Source organism: Algirhabdus cladophorae (assembly GCF_044772865.1).
In the GTDB taxonomy this organism is placed as follows: domain Bacteria; phylum Pseudomonadota; class Alphaproteobacteria; order Rhodobacterales; family Rhodobacteraceae; genus Algirhabdus; species Algirhabdus cladophorae.
Map to the genome: position 1 here is coordinate 3,770,382 of NZ_CP173029.1, position 16,419 is coordinate 3,786,800.

Sequence of the window (16,419 nt, forward strand, 5' to 3'; positions counted from 1 at the left end):
TGAACAATCAAAAGGTGTAGCATGATTGAACTTGGCCAAGCCCCCGCCGCCTCGAACGATGATCTGATCAAAGACGCCACAGAAGCCACTTTTATGGCGGACGTGATCGAGCAGTCTCAAACCGTTCCAGTGATCGTAGATTTCTGGGCACCATGGTGCGGTCCGTGCAAAACCTTGGGCCCTGCTTTGGAGGCGTCTGTGACGGCTGCGGGTGGTGCGGTCAAAATGGTCAAAATGGATGTGGATCAGAACCAGGGCATCGCCGGGCAGTTGCAAATTCAGTCGATCCCGACGGTTTATGCATTTTGGCAAGGCCAACCTGTCGATGGTTTTCAAGGCGCGCTGCCGGGATCCGAGATTGACGCCTTTGTGACCCGCGTGGCTGCCATGGGCAACGGCGCGGTGCAAGACGATGGTGATCTGACCGAGGCTTTGGAAGCCGCCCAAGCGATGTTGGATGATGGCGACGCAGAAGATGCGGCACAGACCTTTGCTGCGATTCTTGGCGAGGATCCCGTGAACGTGGTTGCCTATGCAGGCCTTGTTGCAGCGCATTTGGCGATGGATGATGTTGATCAGGCCGAGGCGGTTTTGAACGGTGCACCAGCCGAGATTGCTAGCACACCCGAGTTGGAAGCCGCCCATGCGCAAATTGAATTGGCCAAGCAAGCCGCCGACGCAGGGCCGGTTGCCGAATTGAAAGCTGCCCTCGAGGCCAATCCAGATGATCTGCAGGTTCGCTTTGATCTTGCCACAGCGCTACATGGGTCAGGCCAAACAGAGGAAGCGGTGTCCCAATTGCTAGAGATTTTCCGCAAGGACCGTGAATGGAACGATGGGGCTGCCAAGGCACAGTTGTTCACAATTTTCGATGCTTTAACCCCGCAAGATCCGATTGCTTTGAATGGCCGCCGCAAATTGTCGTCAATGATATTTGCTTAGACGTCTCGACGGGCTACCTGCCTACCATGGCTTTGAAATTTGACCTTCCCGAGACGATCCCTGTGTTCCCCTTGCCGGGCGCATTGCTGTTGCCGCGTGCACGATTGCCCTTGCATTTGTTCGAGCCTCGCTACCTTGCGATGATGGACGATTGCCTGAAAACTCAGGACCGTTTGGTGGGCATGATCCAACCGTTTGAAAGTGGCAATCGTTTGCATGGCATCGGCTGTGCAGGGCGTATCACGGCATTTTCCGAGACTGAGGACGGCCGCTATATGATTACTCTTTCGGGTATTTCTCGGTTCCGTATCCAATCCGAAGACGAGGGCGGATTTGCCCCCTATCGTCGCTGTTCTGTCAGTTGGAAAGGGTTCGAGCGGGATTTGGGAGAGGTCGAGACAGACAAAGGCATGGATCGTCCTGCGTTCCTTGGTATGCTCAAACGGTTCTTTGAGGATCAAGATCTGCAAACGGATTGGGAAAGCTTGCAAGAAGCTGATGACGAGTTGCTCATCAATTCGCTGTCTATGCTCTGCCCGTTTTCGACCGAGGACAAACAAGCCCTGCTCGAAGCGCCTTCGCTGGACACCCGACGCGAAACCCTTGTCACGCTTATTGAATTTGCGTTACGCGGTGGTATGGACGAGGATTTATTGCAATGAACCAGACCGATTTTGATCCCAAAATGCTGGAGGCGCTTGTCTGCCCAGTAAGCCACGGCACGTTGGAATATGATGCAAAGGCTTCTGAATTGGTCTCGCCCAATGCAAAGCTGGCGTTTCCGGTGCGCGATGGCATTCCAGTCATGTTGGTTGATGAAGCCCGCGAGCTAGACCAAGACTAGAGCGGTTTGCCCTGCATCAAACGCGGGACATCCCCCGTTAAACCAGCAGCCTCGCGAATAAAGCCACGGCGCAAGCTTGGCACGGCATTCACCACACCCATGCCAAGGTTGCGCACTGTGCGCACCAGCGTGTTGTCGTTCGAGAACAGACGGTTAAAACTGTCGGTCGCTAAGGCCAGTGTCGTGGTGTCAAAGCGCCGCCATTGTTGATAGTCCTGCAGCGTGATCGGAGATCCGATGTCTAGGCCACGACGTTTTGCTGTACTCAGTACTTCGGCTAAGGCGGCGACATCCCGTAGACCCGCGTTCAGCCCTTGGCCTGCGATCGGATGCACCCCGTGGGCTGCATCGCCGATCAAGGCCAGACGTGGTGCAACCATCGCATTGGCCAGTGTCAGACCCAAGGGATAGGTAAACCGGTCACCCACAAGGGACAATTCGCCCAAGAAACTGCCAAAGGCAGGACGCAACGCCATCAAATAGTCAGCGTCAGACATATCTTGGATGTGCGCGGCATTTTTGGTGGTTTCGCTCCACACAATTGAGGATCGATTTCCAGTGAGGGGCAGGATTGCCAAAGGCCCTGAGGGCATAAAAAACTGGTGCGCGATGCCGTTATGAGGCTTTTCATGAGCTACAGCGCAGACCAAGGCGGTTTGATCATACTCCCATTTGGTACGCGTAATCCCAGCGCGGCTGGCCGTGCCACTGCGCCTGCCATCTGCCCCGACGATCAAAGCGCCAGCAATAGTTGTGTCATCGTCCAAAGTCACAGTCGCGCCGTTTTGAGTGACGTCTTGATCCACCACGCGTTTGCCAGCAAGGGCCGTGACGTTGGGCGAGGCCGTCATTGCGTCCAAAAGGCAGGGGCGTAAAAACCGATCTTCGACCATATAGCCCATGGGACCTTCTTCGATTTCGGCGTGATCAAAGTGCATCCAAAAGGGCGAGGGACCTTGGCCTGCTTTGCCGTCGGTGACTTTGATCTCCAGCATGGGCTGGGCATTTGGCGCAAGTGTGTCCCAAAGGCCAAGGCCTTGCATCAATTTCGAGGACGCATGGGCCAAAGCATAGCTGCGCCCGTCAAAATTCGGATTTACCCGCGTAGGCAAATCCAAGGCGTCGATCACAACGGACCGGATCCCGGCAGTTGCGGCGGCAAGCGCGAGGGCAGGGCCGTTCAAGCCGCCCCCAACGATGATCAAATCAGTGTCCATGTGTCAGATATGAGTGTCTTGGCGGGATTGTCCATGGGGCAGGCTGACGCTAGCGTGGCAGAAATTCAAAAGGATCTCGATATGGAAAACTGGCTACGCATGAGCGCTACAGATTTGGGGCAGGGGATTGGTGCGGGCGATATCGATCCGCTTGCTCTGACCCAGACCTATTTGGACGCCATCGATGCACATCCCATGACGCCGCGCATCTATGCGCGCGTCACCCATGCGCGTGCGTTGGCCGAGGCAAAGGCTGCGGCTGAGCGGGCCAAATCAGGGTTTCGCCTCAGTCCTCTGGATGGGGTGCCGATCTCTTGGAAAGATTTGTTCGATACTGCTGGTACCGCAACCGAAGCGGGCTCTGCCCTGTTAAAGGACCGGATCCCGGATCAGGATGCTGAGGTTTTGCAAACAGCCACGCGTTTGGGTTTGGTGTGCCTTGGTAAAACCCATATGTCGGAATTGGCGTTTTCGGGTCTGGGGTATAATCCAATCACTGCCTCCTCGCCCTGTGTTAATGATGAAGACGCAATTTCAGGTGGGTCATCTTCGGGGGCTGCGGCGTCCGTTGCTTACGGTTTGGCTGCCGCGGCCATTGGCTCGGACACCGGCGGGTCGGTACGTATTCCAGCGGCGTGGAATGATCTGGTGGGATTAAAGACGACGTCAGGGCGCGTGTCCCTAAAGGGTGTAGTGCCGCTGTGCGCGCGGTTTGATACGGTGGGACCGCTGTGCCGTTCTGTTCAGGACACGGCCCATGTTCTGGCTGCATTAGAAGGGGGTGACGCGCCTGATCTGGCGGGGGCAGATCTGTCCGGTATGCGGTTCGCTATTCTGAAAACTCTCGCCTTTGATGATATCGAAGGCGCACCACGATCTGCGTTTCACAGTGCAGTTCAGCGATTTCAGGCGGCGGGTGCTAATGTTGAGAGCATAGAATTTCCGCAGATTACAGCAGCTTTAGGATTGGCGGGCCCACTGTTCACGGGCGAAGCTTATGGCACATGGAAACATGTGATCGAAGCGAACCCAGAGTTGATGTATGCTGAAATCCTCAAACGCTTCCGGGGTGGGCGGGACGTATTGGCCAGTGATTTTGTCGCCCATTGGCAGACTCTGGATCAGTACCGCGCCGAATATCTTGAGGCGACAGCAGGCTATGACGCGGTCATTTTGCCATCCTCCCCGATTATGCCGCCCAATCTAGACCGTTTAAGAACCGACGACGACTACTACGTCAGTCGCAATATTCTGGCCCTTCGCAACACACGGATTGGCAATATGTTGGGGCTTTGTTCGCTGACCTTGCCAACAGGCGTGCCATCCACGGGTGTGATGCTGATGGCGGACCCGTTCCAAGAAGAACGACTTTTGCGGATCGGGGCGGCTGCAGAACTAGCATTGGCCTAAATGCCACAAACCATCTTAAACCCTGCCTTTTCGTTGGACGCACTGATCTGTTTTCGGTAGTTTTGCCTCAACGGGGCGTTCATGATCCCGACATTGAGGCATTTATGGTTTTTCCCGAGCGGTTTTCAGCCCTTCCGGACTATGCGTTTCCGCGTTTGCGCGCTCTTTTAGATGTGCATGAACCGGGCGGTGATCCGATCGCCATGACCATTGGCGAGCCACAGCACAAATTCCCAGCTTTTGTTGGGGATGTGCTGGCGCAAAACCTGTCTGGCTTTAACAAATACCCGGTAAATGACGGCTCTGCTGACCTGTTACAGGCCATCTCGGATTGGCTGACACTGCGTTACAGCGTCCAAGTGGATGCAGATAGCCAGATCCTTGCCTTAAACGGCACGCGTGAAGGGCTTTACAACGCTTGTATGGCGCTGTGTCCGGAACACAAGAACGGCAAACCTGTCGTGCTGACGCCCAATCCGTTTTATCAAGTCTACGCAGTTGCGGCCCTAAGTGTGGGTGCCGAACCGATTTACGTTCCTGCCACAGCCAGCACAGGCTTTTTGCCTGATTACGCCAGCTTACCTGAGGATGTCCTAAACAGAACTGCAATCTGCTACATTTGTTCGCCGGCGAACCCCCAAGGGGCCGTGGCAAGCCGCGCTTATTGGGAAAACCTGATTGCGCTGGCTGAAAAATACGATTTCAAGATCTTTGCGGATGAATGCTATTCCGAGATCTTCCGCGACATAGCACCGGTTGGTGCGCTGCAAGTGGCGCAAGAAATGGGTGCGGACCCGGAACGGGTTGTGATTTTCCATTCTCTGTCGAAACGGTCGAACCTGCCGGGTCTGCGGTCAGGATTTGCGGCGGGTGGGCCACAATCGATTGCGCGGCTGAAACAGTTGCGCAATTATTCGGGTGCGCCTTTGCCTGCACCATTGCAGGCTGTCGCTGCCGCAGTTTGGCGGGACGAAGCACATGTGCAAGACAACCGCGCGCAATATCATGAGAAGTTCGCAATCTGCGACGAGGTTTTTGCCGATGTGCAGGCCTACAACTCGCCCGAGGCTGGGTTTTTCTTGTGGTTGCCGGTCGAAGACGGCGAAGCGGCGTCTTTGCATCTGTGGCAACAAACCGGTGTACGTGTTCTGCCCGGCGCCTATTTGGCGCGGGATGTGGATGGCGAAAATCCGGGCAAAGGTTATATCCGGGTGGCTTTGGTTGCCCCAAAACAAGACATGCAACGCGGGCTGATCCAGCTGCGCGATTGCATCTATAAATAAGCAGGCGAGGACAAAAAAGATGGCATATCAGGCAAAGTCGCGCGATCCCTTACTGGACAGCACCACCCAAGCCGCTTTGGAAAAACGCGGATTGGAATTGCTGGGCTTGGGGTTGATCGCCTTGGGTTTGTTGGCGGCGATGATGTTTTGGTCTTATTCGCCTGAGGACCCCAACTTCATGTCCGCCACAGATGCGCCCGTGCAAAATTGGCTGGGCCGTTTCGGGGCATCGGTATCGACACCGCTTTTGATGATTGTTGGCAAAGGCGTTTGGGGCATTCCTTTGGTCTTTTTGGCATGGGGCACGCGTTTTGCGATGCACCGAGGGCAAGACCGTGCCATTGGACGCTTGATCTTTTTCCCAATCTGGATCGCGCTTGGATCGATTTATGCGTCGACCCTCGTGCCGCCGCTGACGTGGACCCATAGCTTTGATTTGGGTGGGCTGTTTGGAGAAACGGCGCTGGCGATGATTTTGAATATATTGCCGATGTCGGCCGCTATTGGTGTGAAAATCATGGCGCTTTTCACTGGCGTGGCTGCTGTTGTATTAGGTGCATTTGTGCTGGGCTTTACCAAGCCAGAACTCAAACGCGGTGCGCAATTCCTCACAGTGGGCACGATTATGCTCTATGATCTGATCCTGCGGGTCTTGGGTAAATCGGCGCAAGGCGCGGTGATGACCGCGCGCAAAGTCGGCGACGTGGCCCAGCAGCGCCGCGAAAATGCTCGCATTGCGCGCGCTGAGATCGCAGAAGAAGAGGCGGCAATGGCCGCTGTCCCAATGCCCGAACTCAAGGAACGCGTGGCCCGCGTTGTGCGCACGGAACCTGCCTTTGCCACGACACCCAGACCCGCGCCTATGCCTGCGCAGGCCGAGGCGCCTTTGGTAGCGGATCGTGGGTTCGAGACCGAAGAGCCTGAAGTGAAACAAGGGCTGCTGGCGCGATTGGGTGCTTTCAAGCCAAAGCCTGTACCAATGCCAGAACCCGAATTGGTTGAACCAAAGCTGACTGTGAATTGGGACCAATGCGGTCCTTTGGACGAACGTGTCCAAGCCAAGATTAGCGATGCGATCAAGAACCGTGTGCGCCAAACGCCGGGGCAGGCGGCCCCGCGTGTTGAACCCACTCTGACCGGCGGTCGCGGTCCCAAACCCTTGGTGCTAGACACGGCCACACCGGATCTTGCGCCTATGGTTGATGCTGAGCCGATGGATTTCGTCGAGTATGATCACGGTGACGCGCAAGCCGCCGATGATTTTGTGGCTGACAGCTATCTGGATGATCAGGTGTTTGAGGTCGCGGCCGAGCCGATCATCGAACAACCCGCACCTATTCTGCCCACTGCAGCTGAGCCAAAGCGCGTGGTGCAGCATCCTGCACCCAAAACGGTCAAGCCGTCGAAAAAAGCCCAAGCCGAAGCGCAGCCAGCCCTGCAGTTTGAGCCAAGACCCCACGTTGAATTTGAGCAACCGCCATTATCTTTGTTGGCTTCGCCCGTGAGCATCGAGCGTCATCAGTTAAGCGACGAAGCGTTAGAAGAAAATGCGCGGATGTTGGAAAGTGTGTTGGACGATTACGGCGTCAAAGGCGAAATCGTCAGCGTGCGTCCTGGCCCCGTTGTAACCATGTACGAGCTGGAACCAGCGCCGGGTCTAAAGGCCAGCCGCGTGATCGGTTTGGCCGATGATATCGCGCGGTCCATGTCTGCGCTGTCGGCCCGTGTCTCTACTGTGCCGGGGCGCTCGGTCATTGGGATTGAATTGCCTAATGAAAGCCGTGCCAAGATTATGCTGCGCGAAATTCTTGCGGCGCGCGATTTTGGCGATAGCAACATGAAGCTGCCGCTTGCCTTGGGCAAGGACATTGGCGGTGATCCCGTCGTGGCCAACTTAGCCAAGATGCCCCACCTTTTGATCGCGGGGACCACCGGTTCTGGTAAGTCTGTGGCGATCAACACCATGATCCTGTCGCTGCTCTATAAGCTTAGCCCGGATGAATGCCGCCTGATCATGATTGATCCCAAAATGCTGGAACTCAGCGTTTATGACGGCATCCCGCATCTTCTGTCCCCAGTGGTAACAGATCCCAAGAAGGCTGTTGTGGCTCTGAAATGGGTCGTGGGCGAAATGGAAGAACGTTATCGCAAGATGTCCAAAATGGGTGTGCGGAATATCGACGGCTATAATGGTCGCGTGACCGAGGCACTGGCCAAAGAGGAAATGTTCAGTCGCACCGTTCAAACGGGTTTTGATGATAACACGGGCGAGCCAGTGTTCGAGACCGAAGAATTCGCACCGGAAAAGATGCCCTATATCGTTGTGGTTGTTGACGAGATGGCCGACCTTATGATGGTCGCAGGCAAAGAGATCGAGGCCTGCATCCAGCGCCTTGCGCAAATGGCGCGGGCGTCTGGCATCCACTTGATCATGGCGACCCAGCGCCCGTCGGTTGATGTGATCACAGGTACGATTAAGGCGAACTTCCCCACGCGGATTTCCTTCCAAGTGACTGGTAAAATCGACAGCCGCACGATCCTTGGGGAACAAGGCGCGGAACAATTGCTGGGTATGGGTGACATGCTCTATATGGCAGGCGGTGCGAAAATCACCCGTGTGCATGGACCGTTCTGTTCGGACGAGGAAGTCGAAGAGATCGTGAATTTCCTCAAGGCCTTTGGCCCGCCGGAATACTTTAGTGGCATCGTTGATGGGCCTGATGATGATAAGTCGGGCGATATCGACGCGGTTCTGGGACTCGGTGGGAATACTGATGGCGAAGACGCGCTTTATGATACCGCTGTGCAGATCGTGATTAAGGATCGCAAATGTTCGACCAGCTATATTCAGCGTAAACTGGCGATTGGTTATAACAAGGCAGCACGCTTGGTCGAACAGATGGAGGACGAAGGCCTTGTGTCGTCGGCTAATCATGTGGGCAAACGTGAAATTCTGGTGCCAGAGCAACACTAACGCGTGAGTGTTATTGCCTATCACTGGGCGAAATGTTGCCCTGTGCCTATCTAACAGAGGTGCATTCGCACCCATTGAGGCATAGGTAAACGGTATGAGACTACGAACCACATTTCTAAGCGCGCTGCTGGCCGGCGCACTGGCATTCCCAGCAGCAGCACAGCAGTTGTCGCTGAACACGCTTTCGAACTACCTCAACAAGCTGCAAACAGCGCAAGGGGAGTTCACCCAGATCAATGCAGACGGCACGATCTCGACTGGACAGATCTATATCAAACGGCCGGGACGGATGCGGTTTGAATATAATCCACCCGAGGACTCACTGGTGATTGTGGGTGGTGGGCAAGTTGCGATCTTTGACGGACGGTCCAATCAGGGTCCTGAGCAATATCCGCTGAAACGCACGCCACTGTCGATTGTCTTGCAGCGCAACGTGAACCTTGCAAAGGCTGATATGGTCACTGGCCACAGCAGTGATGGTACAACTACCACTGTAAGGGCACAGGACCCGGACAATCCCGAATACGGTGATATCCAACTTATCTTTACGGCCAACCCGACCGAGCTGCGCCAATGGGTGATCACCGACAATGCCGGTGGTCAAACCACTGTTGTTTTAGGCGAGTTGCAAAAAGGCGGCGCCATTGGCGCGAGCAAATTCAACATCGCAGCCGAAGCGGCCAGCCGAAATTAGACTTTGCGGCAACTGCGCAGTTGTTGGTTATACATCACAGCGCGGTTGCCGACTTCTCCTGCAATTCGAACCAACCAAGGTTTGGCGCGATAGCTGCCACGGCGATAGCCCGTGTGCCCATCGTGATAGGCTAAATACTGATTTCGGGCGTCGTTCAACGGGATGCCGTTGCGTTCGCGGGTCAGGTTCATGTACCAACCCATAAAGTCAGTGGCATCGTTGATGTTGTCGCGCTTGGCACTGCGCCGGCCTGTTGACTGTCGATATTCATCCCATGTGGCATCCAACGCTTGGGAATATCCATAGGCACTGCTTTGCCGCCCCATGGGGATCACACCCAGCGAATACCGCAGCGGTGTGCGCGCATTACCGATGAATTTGCTTTCTTGATAGATCGTGGCCATCTGCACAGCCACGGGGACGCCCCAACGGCGTTCAGTTGCTTTAAAAGCCTTTAGGTATTTCGGGCGCTGATTGACGATGCTGCAGGCACTGTCCAAATTTCTAGGCGCAGAAAAATTACTGCTGCCACAGCCTGCAACCAAGACCATCAATACTATTGCGCGAAGACGTTTGCTCATTGCCTCATCGCTTTCGTTGTTTTTTCTTAGTCTACCTGAGGTGGTCGCAGCCTCAAAGAGGCAGTTTGGCCAAATCAGACCAAAAACGCTAATGTGAGCGGAATAGTGACAATCGACAGCAAGGTCGACACAACGACTAAGCCAGCAACATCTTGCGAATCTGCTCCGTATTTTTCTGCGATGAGGTATGATGTAACCGCCACCGGCGTTGAAACCTGCACGATGAGCACCGCTAACGCCACGGAAGGCAGTGCAAACCAAAGCCCCACAACAGTAGCTGCAGCCACACATAGGCCCACGCGCAGCACCGATAGCCAAACCGCGCGGCCAAGGTTTGCAGGGCTCAGCCGCGCCACGGCGACGCCCAAAGTGATCAGCATCATTGGGATTGCCATCTGCCCGATCAACTCAATCGCGTTTGTCAGAAATGTTGGCGTCTCCCAACCTTGCCACAAAAACAGCGCGCCCAATAAAGTTGCCCCGACTAAGGGTTCTTTAATGGCTTTTGTGGGGGATCCCCCGCCAGACACGATCCAAATTCCAAAGGTAAAGGAATAGATGCCCATAATGGCAAACACCACCACAGCGTAGCCAAGTCCCTGATCTCCAAAGGCAAAAAGCGCGACCGGTAGGCCAAGATTGCCAGTATTTCCCATAATCAAAGGTGCCAGAAAGGTCCGAATGTCTAATTTGGCCAGTTTAACCAAGGCAAAACACAAGACGGTCAGAACGCCATAGGCGGTGATTGCGGCAAGGGTCAAAGTGGTCAAGGCAGAGGGTTCGATGTCCGTCCGCATCAACGCCACAAAGATCAGGCAGGGCACGGATAGGGTCATGGCAAGCCGCGTTACAAACTCGACGCGGTATTCGAATCCTAACTTGACCCAAGTGAACCCAACAGCGGCCAACAAAAAGACCGGTGCGGTGATTTCAAGCACTGTTAGGACTAAGTTCACAGTCTGTTTCCAAGTTTTTCCGTCTAGATTCATAGACTTTGACTGCCTGCAGGTTTAGGCAGGGGTATTGAAGGAAGCAATACATGCTTAAAACGCGCGCAAGATATCATTTGGGCCAAGTCGTCCGTCACCGCAAACATCCGTTTCGCGGTGTTGTTTTTGATGTGGATGCAGAGTTCAACAATACTGAAGAATGGTACGAGGCCATCCCAGAGGACGCCCGTCCGATTAAAGATCAGCCGTTTTATCATCTGCTGGCCGAAAACGACCAAAGCTATTACGTGGCCTATGTGTCGGAACAGAATCTTGTGGCGGACTATTCTGGCGAGCCTGTATCGCACCCTGACGTACCCGATCTTTTTGGCGAGTTCGAAGACGGGGCCTACCCCTTACAAGTTCAGATGAACTAAGGGCCTAATAGCCCAAAGCACATCCATCTTTGCGCGGATCAGATGCGCCCTCTAGTACACCATTTTCATGGATTTTGATCGCTTGCGCCCCACCAATGGGTCCATCTGGAATGGCCACGGTATGGCCTAACTCCGCCAACTCGCGCCGCACTGCATCGCTGTACCCGCGTTCGACATTCAAAACACCTGCATCAAAAAAGCTGCGCGGGGCGTCGATCGCACTTTGGGGATCCATACCATAGTCGGTCAGGTTGGACACAAATCTGGCGTGACCATTGGGCTGATAAGCGCCACCCATCACGCCAAAGGGCATAATGACTTTGCCGTTTTGCCTCAGCATGCCGGGGATAATTGTATGCATCGGGCGTTTGCCGCCCATCGCCTCGTTCGGATGGCCTGCCTCAAGGGTGAAACCTGCGCCACGGTTTTGCAGCAAAATCCCGAATTTATCTGAGGCGATGCCTGATCCAAAGCTGTGGAAGATCGAATAGATCAGGGAGACAGCCATGCGATCCTTGTCGACCACGGTGATATAGATCGTGTCCTTATGCACGGACTCGCTGATTTCGTCGGGATTGCCCATGGCGCGATTTGGATCAATCAGCGCCGCTAGATCTGCTGCAGTCTTTGGATCCAACATGTGATCCAGTCGTGGTGTCTTATCCGCAATGAACCTGTTGCGGGCGTCGTAGGCCAGTTTGGCGGCCTCTGCTTCGATGTGGACGCGTTGGCTGCCAAAGGGGTCCATCGATTTCAGATCGAACTGGGCCAAAATATTTGCCATCAAAATGGCCGTGGCCCCTTGGCCGTTTGGCGGATGCTCGACCAGTTCCAGATCATCATAGAGGCCACTGATCGGCGTGGTATAGTCACATGCCGTGCCAGCGAAATCATCCATTGTGTGCAGGCCACCCATGGCGCGCAGGCTGTCGACCATATCCTGCGCGATCTCTCCTTCATAGAAGGCTTCGCGGCCATGCAGTGCTATTTGGGTCAGGACATCGGCCTGTTTGGGGGCGCTAAAGGTCTCGCCAATAGCTGGTGCGACCCCGTTGCTGAGGTAGTAGTCGCGTGCCACGCCTTGCAGGTTGTCAACGGCCGCTGCCCAATCGAATGCGACCCGTGGGGCCACAGGGATGCCTTGTTGGGCATAGTGTATGGCAGGGGCCAGTGCGGCCTTTAAGCCCAAAGCGCCATAATCTGCGGAGAGTTTGCAAAACGCATCAACCGCACCTGGAACCGTGACTGCATGGGGGCTGCCCACGGGCATTTTATCTAAACCCTGTTGTCTAAGGTATGCTGCGTTCAATGCGGCTGGGGCGCGGCCTGATCCGTTCAAGGCCAAGATTTCTTCGCTGTCGGCGGGTTTGAGCAGGACAAAGCAATCGCCACCGATCCCTGTCATTTGGGGTTCGGCGATGCCCAAAAGAACTGCCCCCGCAATGGCTGCATCTACGGCATTGCCGCCGCTTTCCAGGATTTGGATGGCGACCTTTGCTGCTAATGGGTGTGATGTTGCACAGATCCCGTTGCTTGCGTAGACGGCCGAACGGCCAGGTTGTTGGAAATCACGCATATCGGGGCATCCTCAGGTTAACGCTTGCCGACAACTTATTGTCTGGGCGCAGGATGTCCATATCTATGCGGTGGGTGCCTCGGCACTGCGTACTGGGTGGGGGCTATATTACGCAGCGCCGAGGGAAGCTATATGCAGCTACCTGTCCTAGATGACGCGTACGTTAGGCTAATCTTTGCTGGAAACGGGGCATTTTTGCGAGTTTGTTTCTAAAACGCCCCCTAGTCGTCATGAAGTCGGTTGTATTGGGGCGATTTTACCAACAACGAACCATTATGTTTGGCCACGGTTGTGGGTTATGACGCCAATTCGATCTCGAAAGACAGATGATTCTGATCGTCGAGCCGACGATAGGTCAGGCCTTGGGTCAATTGCCGGATCATATACCAGCCGAAGCCGCCTTCGGGCAGATCCTGCAAATCAACATTCAAATCGGCCAGTTTCCCTTTGGGCAATTCTAAACCCGGCATAGGCTTGCCATGATCGTGTAGATGGACGGATAACTTGCCTTCCTGAACTTCGAATTGCCCTTCGATCACGCCGAATCCCTGATCCGAATAGGCGTGTTCGGTAATATTATTCAGGACCTCTGCAATTACCAATTCAATGGTTCCCAGATCGGCGACATCTTTCACATGAGGCTTAAGCTGGCCCATCAGGGATGTGATTCCTATGGTAATCTTGCCGGGCTCGGCTTCAAACTGGACGGCTAATTGCATGGATGCCCTTGGGTTTGTGAAAATATTCATCAGGCGTGCAGCCTCATGATGCTAGTTTGAATGCATCAAGATCGTCGTGGATTATGAAAATCCCGTCCATACGGGTTAGCTTGAACACTTTGGCAACTGTTGGGGTCAGATTTGCCAGTTCCAGTTTGCGTTCACTGCCCACCAGTTTCATGGCAGCGACAACCGCGCCCAGTCCGCTGGAGTCGATAAAATCTACTTGCGCCATATCCAGAACAATCCGGGTTGGACCGCCATCAGTCAAATCCCGCATTTGGTCCTTAAACTGAATGGCGACAGAGGCATCTATCCGTGACGCGTTCGCCGTCACCAACATTACATCATCTTGAGTTTGAGCATTTAGTTCCATGCTGAACATCCTTCATCTAAGTTGATCGGACTTTAGGGGTGAATCCCTTACCAGAGTGTGACTGGCCAGCGGCCAAAAACGGAGAATTTTATGCGAAACGTCTACATCTCAGGCGCGAGTAGAACGCCCATGGGGGCCTTCCAAGGTGTATTTCGTAGTATGACGGCGGCTCAATTGGGCGGTGTCAGTATTCGTGCGGCTATCGCCCAATCGGATGCCGTGGTGCAAGAGGTCCTGATGGGGTGTGTTCTGCCTGCGGGCCAAGGCCAAGCGCCAGCGCGGCAAGCGGCCTTTGAGGCAGGCTTGGGCGAGGAGGTCCCAGCCACAACTCTCAATAAGATGTGCGGATCGGGTATGAAGGCTGCGATGATTGGCTTTGATCAAATAGCCCTTGGGCATACCGATGTTATGATCGCTGGTGGAATGGAAAGCATGACCAACGCGCCCTATGTTTTGCCAAAAATGCGAGATGGGGCGCGCATTGGTCATCAAACCGTGCAAGACAGTATGTTCCTCGATGGATTGGAGGATGCATATGATAAAGGCCGTTTGATGGGCACCTTTGCTGAGGATTGTGCGCAGGCCTTCCAGTTTAGTCGCGAAGAGCAAGATGAATATGCGCTAACCTCGCTGTCGAACGCGCGGACCGCTCAAAGGGATGGTAGTTTTGCCGCCGAGATTGCGCAGGTCGCTGTGACGACGCGGGCGGGCACTACCGAGGTTGTTGAGGATGAACAACCCGCCAAAGCACGACCCGAAAAGATACCGCACTTGAAACCTGCGTTTCGGACACCCGGGACGGTCACCGCGGCAAATTCATCGTCTATTTCTGATGGTGCGGCGGCGTTGGTTTTGTCTGCTGATAGTGGTGCTGCCCGCGCGCGCATCCTTGGCCACGCCAGTCATGCCCAAGCCCCCGGTTGGTTTACCACGGCACCGGTGCCTGCCGCGCAGAAACTGTTGCAGCAGATCGGCTGGTCTGTGGGGGATGTGGACCTATGGGAAGTGAACGAAGCCTTCGCTGTCGTTCCGATGGCCTTCATGCGCGAAATGGGCATCCCGCGGGACATTGTAAATGTACATGGGGGTGCTTGCGCACTTGGCCATCCTATTGGGGCTTCTGGCGCGCGTATCATGGTCACCTTGCTGCATGCGCTCGAACATCATGGGTTAAAACGTGGTGTAGCAGCCATTTGTATCGGTGGTGGCGAAGGTACAGCCATTGCAATCGAACGGACGATTTAATGACTTACCCCGAACTTGCCCAAACGATCAAAGCCCTGACCGATGGCGAAACTGATGATGTGGCGTTGATGGCGACCCTTGCCTGTGAGATCCACCACAGTGATACGCGGTTCGACTGGACCGGGTTCTACCGGGTCGTTGGCCCTGAGCTATTAAAAATCGGCCCTTATCAAGGCGGTCATGGCTGCCTTGTTATTCCGTTTGATCGCGGGGTCTGTGGTGCGGCGGCTCGGACGGGTGAAATCCAGCTGGTAGAAGATGTCGACAGGTTCGAAGGACATATCGCTTGTGCCAGCAGCACACGTTCGGAACTGGTGATACCCGTTTATAATGGTTCAGGGGCTTTGTTGGGCGTCTTGGACATCGACAGTGATCAACCTAATGCTTTTTCCCAGGCCGATGCAGAGGCTTTGGATACGATTCTGCGGGATATTTTCGGCAAGCTGTAGTGTTTTGGCTGCGGAAGCGTCTACCACAAGGCTTTTGCAAATAAAAAACACCCTCACAAAACATGTGATCCGCGTGGGATCTTGCCGCATTTTGCGGGCGATTTTGTAACATTTCACCCGGCGGGCCTTGTTTATAGGGGCGCAAATGGTTTCGCGTCTCACGTCACGGTGATGTGCATATGCGCACAGTACGCGGATATTTCTGCCTGTGTACTGGCACCACTGCAGCCCCTAAATCTAGCTCATCGAACGGCGCACCCTCCCAGCGCCAAACATAAACCCGGTCGTTAACCCTCCCTCAATACGACCACGCTATAAGGACCTAGACCTATGAAAAACGTAACAATTTCCGCTCTCGTCATCGCTGCAACAACTGCAATGGCCGCCCCAGCATTCGCAAATGACGCCCTGGCACGCTCGCTGGGTGTCGAGGCTGGCGCCTTTACATCGACCCAACTGGTCGAGTTGAAAAATGCGATCGAAGGCGATGACCACATCCGCGCTGACTTTATCAAAAGCCAAGCCGGCCAAGACGTGAGCTTCTCTACATCCGGCACCGTCGGTGTATCCGACTTCGCCATCGAGACAGCCGCTGACGACGATGACCGTGTGTTGGTAAGCTTCTACAAAGCGCTGAACGCCGGTGAAATCGACGGCCCATCCGCAGTCGCCGCCGAGCGCCAAGCCGCGATCCAAGCCTACCAGATGGCCAACGAAGAAAACCGCGGTTCATAAGCGATCCG

Annotated in this window: 17 protein-coding genes; 11 read left to right on the top strand and 6 right to left on the bottom strand. The window is 54.8% G+C overall.

Going from position 1 to position 16,419, the window contains the following annotated elements:
* The first annotated feature begins 21 nt into the window (after nt 1-21).
* The 3 genes from ACIRQ6_RS18350 to ACIRQ6_RS18360 are packed head-to-tail and all read left to right on the top strand — an operon-like array spanning nt 22 to nt 1,786.
* Complete coding sequence (locus ACIRQ6_RS18350) at nt 22-942, top strand: tetratricopeptide repeat protein (protein WP_420862065.1); 921 nt, start codon at nt 22-24, stop codon at nt 940-942.
* A 26-nt stretch (nt 943-968) separates the two neighbouring features.
* Nucleotides 969-1,604 carry an LON peptidase substrate-binding domain-containing protein gene (locus ACIRQ6_RS18355; protein ID WP_420862066.1) on the top strand — a complete coding sequence of 212 codons (636 nt, stop codon included), beginning with the start codon at nt 969-971 and terminating at the stop codon, nt 1,602-1,604.
* Nucleotides 1,601-1,786 carry a Trm112 family protein gene (locus ACIRQ6_RS18360; protein WP_420862067.1) on the top strand — a complete coding sequence of 62 codons (186 nt, stop codon included), beginning with the start codon at nt 1,601-1,603 and terminating at the stop codon, nt 1,784-1,786. Before ACIRQ6_RS18355 ends, ACIRQ6_RS18360 begins: the two co-directional genes overlap by 4 nt.
* Here ACIRQ6_RS18360 and ACIRQ6_RS18365 read toward each other — a convergent pair.
* Entirely contained in the window at nt 1,783-3,003 is a 1,221-nt protein-coding gene (locus tag ACIRQ6_RS18365; protein WP_420862068.1) for a UbiH/UbiF/VisC/COQ6 family ubiquinone biosynthesis hydroxylase, read from the bottom strand. The two genes, ACIRQ6_RS18360 and ACIRQ6_RS18365, sit on opposite strands and share 4 nt — an antisense overlap.
* A gap of 99 nt (nt 3,004-3,102) precedes the next feature.
* Between ACIRQ6_RS18365 and ACIRQ6_RS18370 the strand changes: the two genes are divergently transcribed.
* The 4 genes from ACIRQ6_RS18370 (at nt 3,103) to ACIRQ6_RS18385 (ending at nt 9,364) form a co-directional block, all read left to right on the top strand.
* On the top strand, nt 3,103-4,413 hold the full coding sequence (locus tag ACIRQ6_RS18370) for an amidase (RefSeq protein ID WP_420862069.1): 1,311 nt from the start codon (nt 3,103-3,105) through the stop codon (nt 4,411-4,413).
* 104 nt (nt 4,414-4,517) lie between these two features.
* The gene (locus ACIRQ6_RS18375) at nt 4,518-5,696 is read left to right on the top strand and encodes an aminotransferase class I/II-fold pyridoxal phosphate-dependent enzyme (protein ID WP_420862070.1); all 1,179 of its coding nucleotides are present in this window, start codon (nt 4,518-4,520) and stop codon (nt 5,694-5,696) included.
* Nucleotides 5,697-5,715: 19 nt separating this feature from the next.
* Nucleotides 5,716-8,670: a DNA translocase FtsK 4TM domain-containing protein gene (locus tag ACIRQ6_RS18380; RefSeq protein ID WP_420862071.1), complete on the top strand. Its 2,955-nt coding sequence runs from the start codon at nt 5,716-5,718 to the stop codon at nt 8,668-8,670.
* A gap of 94 nt (nt 8,671-8,764) precedes the next feature.
* Complete coding sequence (locus tag ACIRQ6_RS18385; protein WP_420862072.1) at nt 8,765-9,364, top strand: LolA family protein; 600 nt, start codon at nt 8,765-8,767, stop codon at nt 9,362-9,364.
* Here ACIRQ6_RS18385 and ACIRQ6_RS18390 read toward each other — a convergent pair.
* Both ACIRQ6_RS18390 and ACIRQ6_RS18395 read right to left on the bottom strand, forming a co-directional pair.
* Nucleotides 9,361-9,945, bottom strand: a complete 585-nt coding sequence (locus tag ACIRQ6_RS18390; RefSeq protein ID WP_420862073.1) for a lytic transglycosylase — start codon at nt 9,943-9,945, stop codon at nt 9,361-9,363. The genes ACIRQ6_RS18385 and ACIRQ6_RS18390 overlap by 4 nt on opposite strands.
* Nucleotides 9,946-10,019: 74 nt before the next feature.
* The gene (locus tag ACIRQ6_RS18395) at nt 10,020-10,901 is read right to left on the bottom strand and encodes an AEC family transporter (protein ID WP_420862074.1); all 882 of its coding nucleotides are present in this window, start codon (nt 10,899-10,901) and stop codon (nt 10,020-10,022) included.
* Nucleotides 10,902-10,984: 83 nt separating this feature from the next.
* On the opposite strand from ACIRQ6_RS18395, the gene hspQ reads away from it, so the two are divergent.
* Entirely contained in the window at nt 10,985-11,311 is a 327-nt protein-coding gene (gene hspQ / locus ACIRQ6_RS18400; RefSeq protein WP_420862075.1) for a heat shock protein HspQ, read from the top strand.
* Nucleotides 11,312-11,315: 4 nt separating this feature from the next.
* Here hspQ and ACIRQ6_RS18405 read toward each other — a convergent pair whose 3' ends face one another.
* The 3 genes from ACIRQ6_RS18405 to ACIRQ6_RS18415 form a co-directional block, all read right to left on the bottom strand.
* Nucleotides 11,316-12,887, bottom strand: a complete 1,572-nt coding sequence (locus ACIRQ6_RS18405) for a gamma-glutamyltransferase family protein (protein WP_420862076.1) — start codon at nt 12,885-12,887, stop codon at nt 11,316-11,318.
* Nucleotides 12,888-13,183: 296 nt separating this feature from the next.
* Nucleotides 13,184-13,606, bottom strand: coding sequence for an ATP-binding protein (locus ACIRQ6_RS18410; protein ID WP_420862077.1), 423 nt, complete (start codon nt 13,604-13,606; stop codon nt 13,184-13,186).
* 43 nt (nt 13,607-13,649) lie between these two features.
* On the bottom strand, nt 13,650-13,982 hold the full coding sequence (locus ACIRQ6_RS18415) for an STAS domain-containing protein (RefSeq protein WP_420862078.1): 333 nt from the start codon (nt 13,980-13,982) through the stop codon (nt 13,650-13,652).
* A gap of 90 nt (nt 13,983-14,072) precedes the next feature.
* Between ACIRQ6_RS18415 and ACIRQ6_RS18420 the strand changes: the two genes are divergently transcribed.
* The 3 genes from ACIRQ6_RS18420 to ACIRQ6_RS18430 all read left to right on the top strand — a co-directional run bounded on the left by ACIRQ6_RS18420 (nt 14,073) and on the right by ACIRQ6_RS18430 (nt 16,411).
* Nucleotides 14,073-15,227, top strand: a complete 1,155-nt coding sequence (locus ACIRQ6_RS18420) for a thiolase family protein (RefSeq protein ID WP_420862079.1) — start codon at nt 14,073-14,075, stop codon at nt 15,225-15,227.
* Nucleotides 15,227-15,676, top strand: coding sequence for a GAF domain-containing protein (locus tag ACIRQ6_RS18425; protein ID WP_420862080.1), 450 nt, complete (start codon nt 15,227-15,229; stop codon nt 15,674-15,676). Before ACIRQ6_RS18420 ends, ACIRQ6_RS18425 begins: the two co-directional genes overlap by 1 nt.
* A 330-nt stretch (nt 15,677-16,006) precedes the next feature.
* Nucleotides 16,007-16,411 (top strand): hypothetical protein, encoded by a 405-nt coding sequence (locus ACIRQ6_RS18430; RefSeq protein WP_420860304.1) that lies wholly within the window; start codon nt 16,007-16,009, stop codon nt 16,409-16,411.
* The last annotated feature ends 8 nt before the right edge of the window (nt 16,412-16,419 follow it).

Excerpts from the sequence above, each read along its gene's own strand:
- ACIRQ6_RS18350 (WP_420862065.1), top strand. The coding sequence starts at position 22 with ATGATTGAACTTGGCCAAGCCCCCGCCGCCTCGAACGATGATCTGATC.
- ACIRQ6_RS18355 (WP_420862066.1), top strand. The coding sequence starts at position 969 with ATGGCTTTGAAATTTGACCTTCCCGAGACGATCCCTGTGTTCCCCTTG.
- ACIRQ6_RS18360 (WP_420862067.1), top strand. The coding sequence starts at position 1,601 with ATGAACCAGACCGATTTTGATCCCAAAATGCTGGAGGCGCTTGTCTGC.
- ACIRQ6_RS18365 (WP_420862068.1), bottom strand. The coding sequence starts at position 3,003 with ATGGACACTGATTTGATCATCGTTGGGGGCGGCTTGAACGGCCCTGCC.
- ACIRQ6_RS18370 (WP_420862069.1), top strand. The coding sequence starts at position 3,103 with ATGAGCGCTACAGATTTGGGGCAGGGGATTGGTGCGGGCGATATCGAT.
- ACIRQ6_RS18375 (WP_420862070.1), top strand. The coding sequence starts at position 4,518 with ATGGTTTTTCCCGAGCGGTTTTCAGCCCTTCCGGACTATGCGTTTCCG.
- ACIRQ6_RS18380 (WP_420862071.1), top strand. The coding sequence starts at position 5,716 with ATGGCATATCAGGCAAAGTCGCGCGATCCCTTACTGGACAGCACCACC.
- ACIRQ6_RS18385 (WP_420862072.1), top strand. The coding sequence starts at position 8,765 with ATGAGACTACGAACCACATTTCTAAGCGCGCTGCTGGCCGGCGCACTG.
- ACIRQ6_RS18390 (WP_420862073.1), bottom strand. The coding sequence starts at position 9,945 with ATGAGCAAACGTCTTCGCGCAATAGTATTGATGGTCTTGGTTGCAGGC.
- hspQ (WP_420862075.1), top strand. The coding sequence starts at position 10,985 with ATGCTTAAAACGCGCGCAAGATATCATTTGGGCCAAGTCGTCCGTCAC.
- ACIRQ6_RS18405 (WP_420862076.1), bottom strand. The coding sequence starts at position 12,887 with ATGCGTGATTTCCAACAACCTGGCCGTTCGGCCGTCTACGCAAGCAAC.
- ACIRQ6_RS18410 (WP_420862077.1), bottom strand. The coding sequence starts at position 13,606 with ATGCAATTAGCCGTCCAGTTTGAAGCCGAGCCCGGCAAGATTACCATA.
- ACIRQ6_RS18415 (WP_420862078.1), bottom strand. The coding sequence starts at position 13,982 with ATGGAACTAAATGCTCAAACTCAAGATGATGTAATGTTGGTGACGGCG.
- ACIRQ6_RS18420 (WP_420862079.1), top strand. The coding sequence starts at position 14,073 with ATGCGAAACGTCTACATCTCAGGCGCGAGTAGAACGCCCATGGGGGCC.
- ACIRQ6_RS18425 (WP_420862080.1), top strand. The coding sequence starts at position 15,227 with ATGACTTACCCCGAACTTGCCCAAACGATCAAAGCCCTGACCGATGGC.
- ACIRQ6_RS18430 (WP_420860304.1), top strand. The coding sequence starts at position 16,007 with ATGAAAAACGTAACAATTTCCGCTCTCGTCATCGCTGCAACAACTGCA.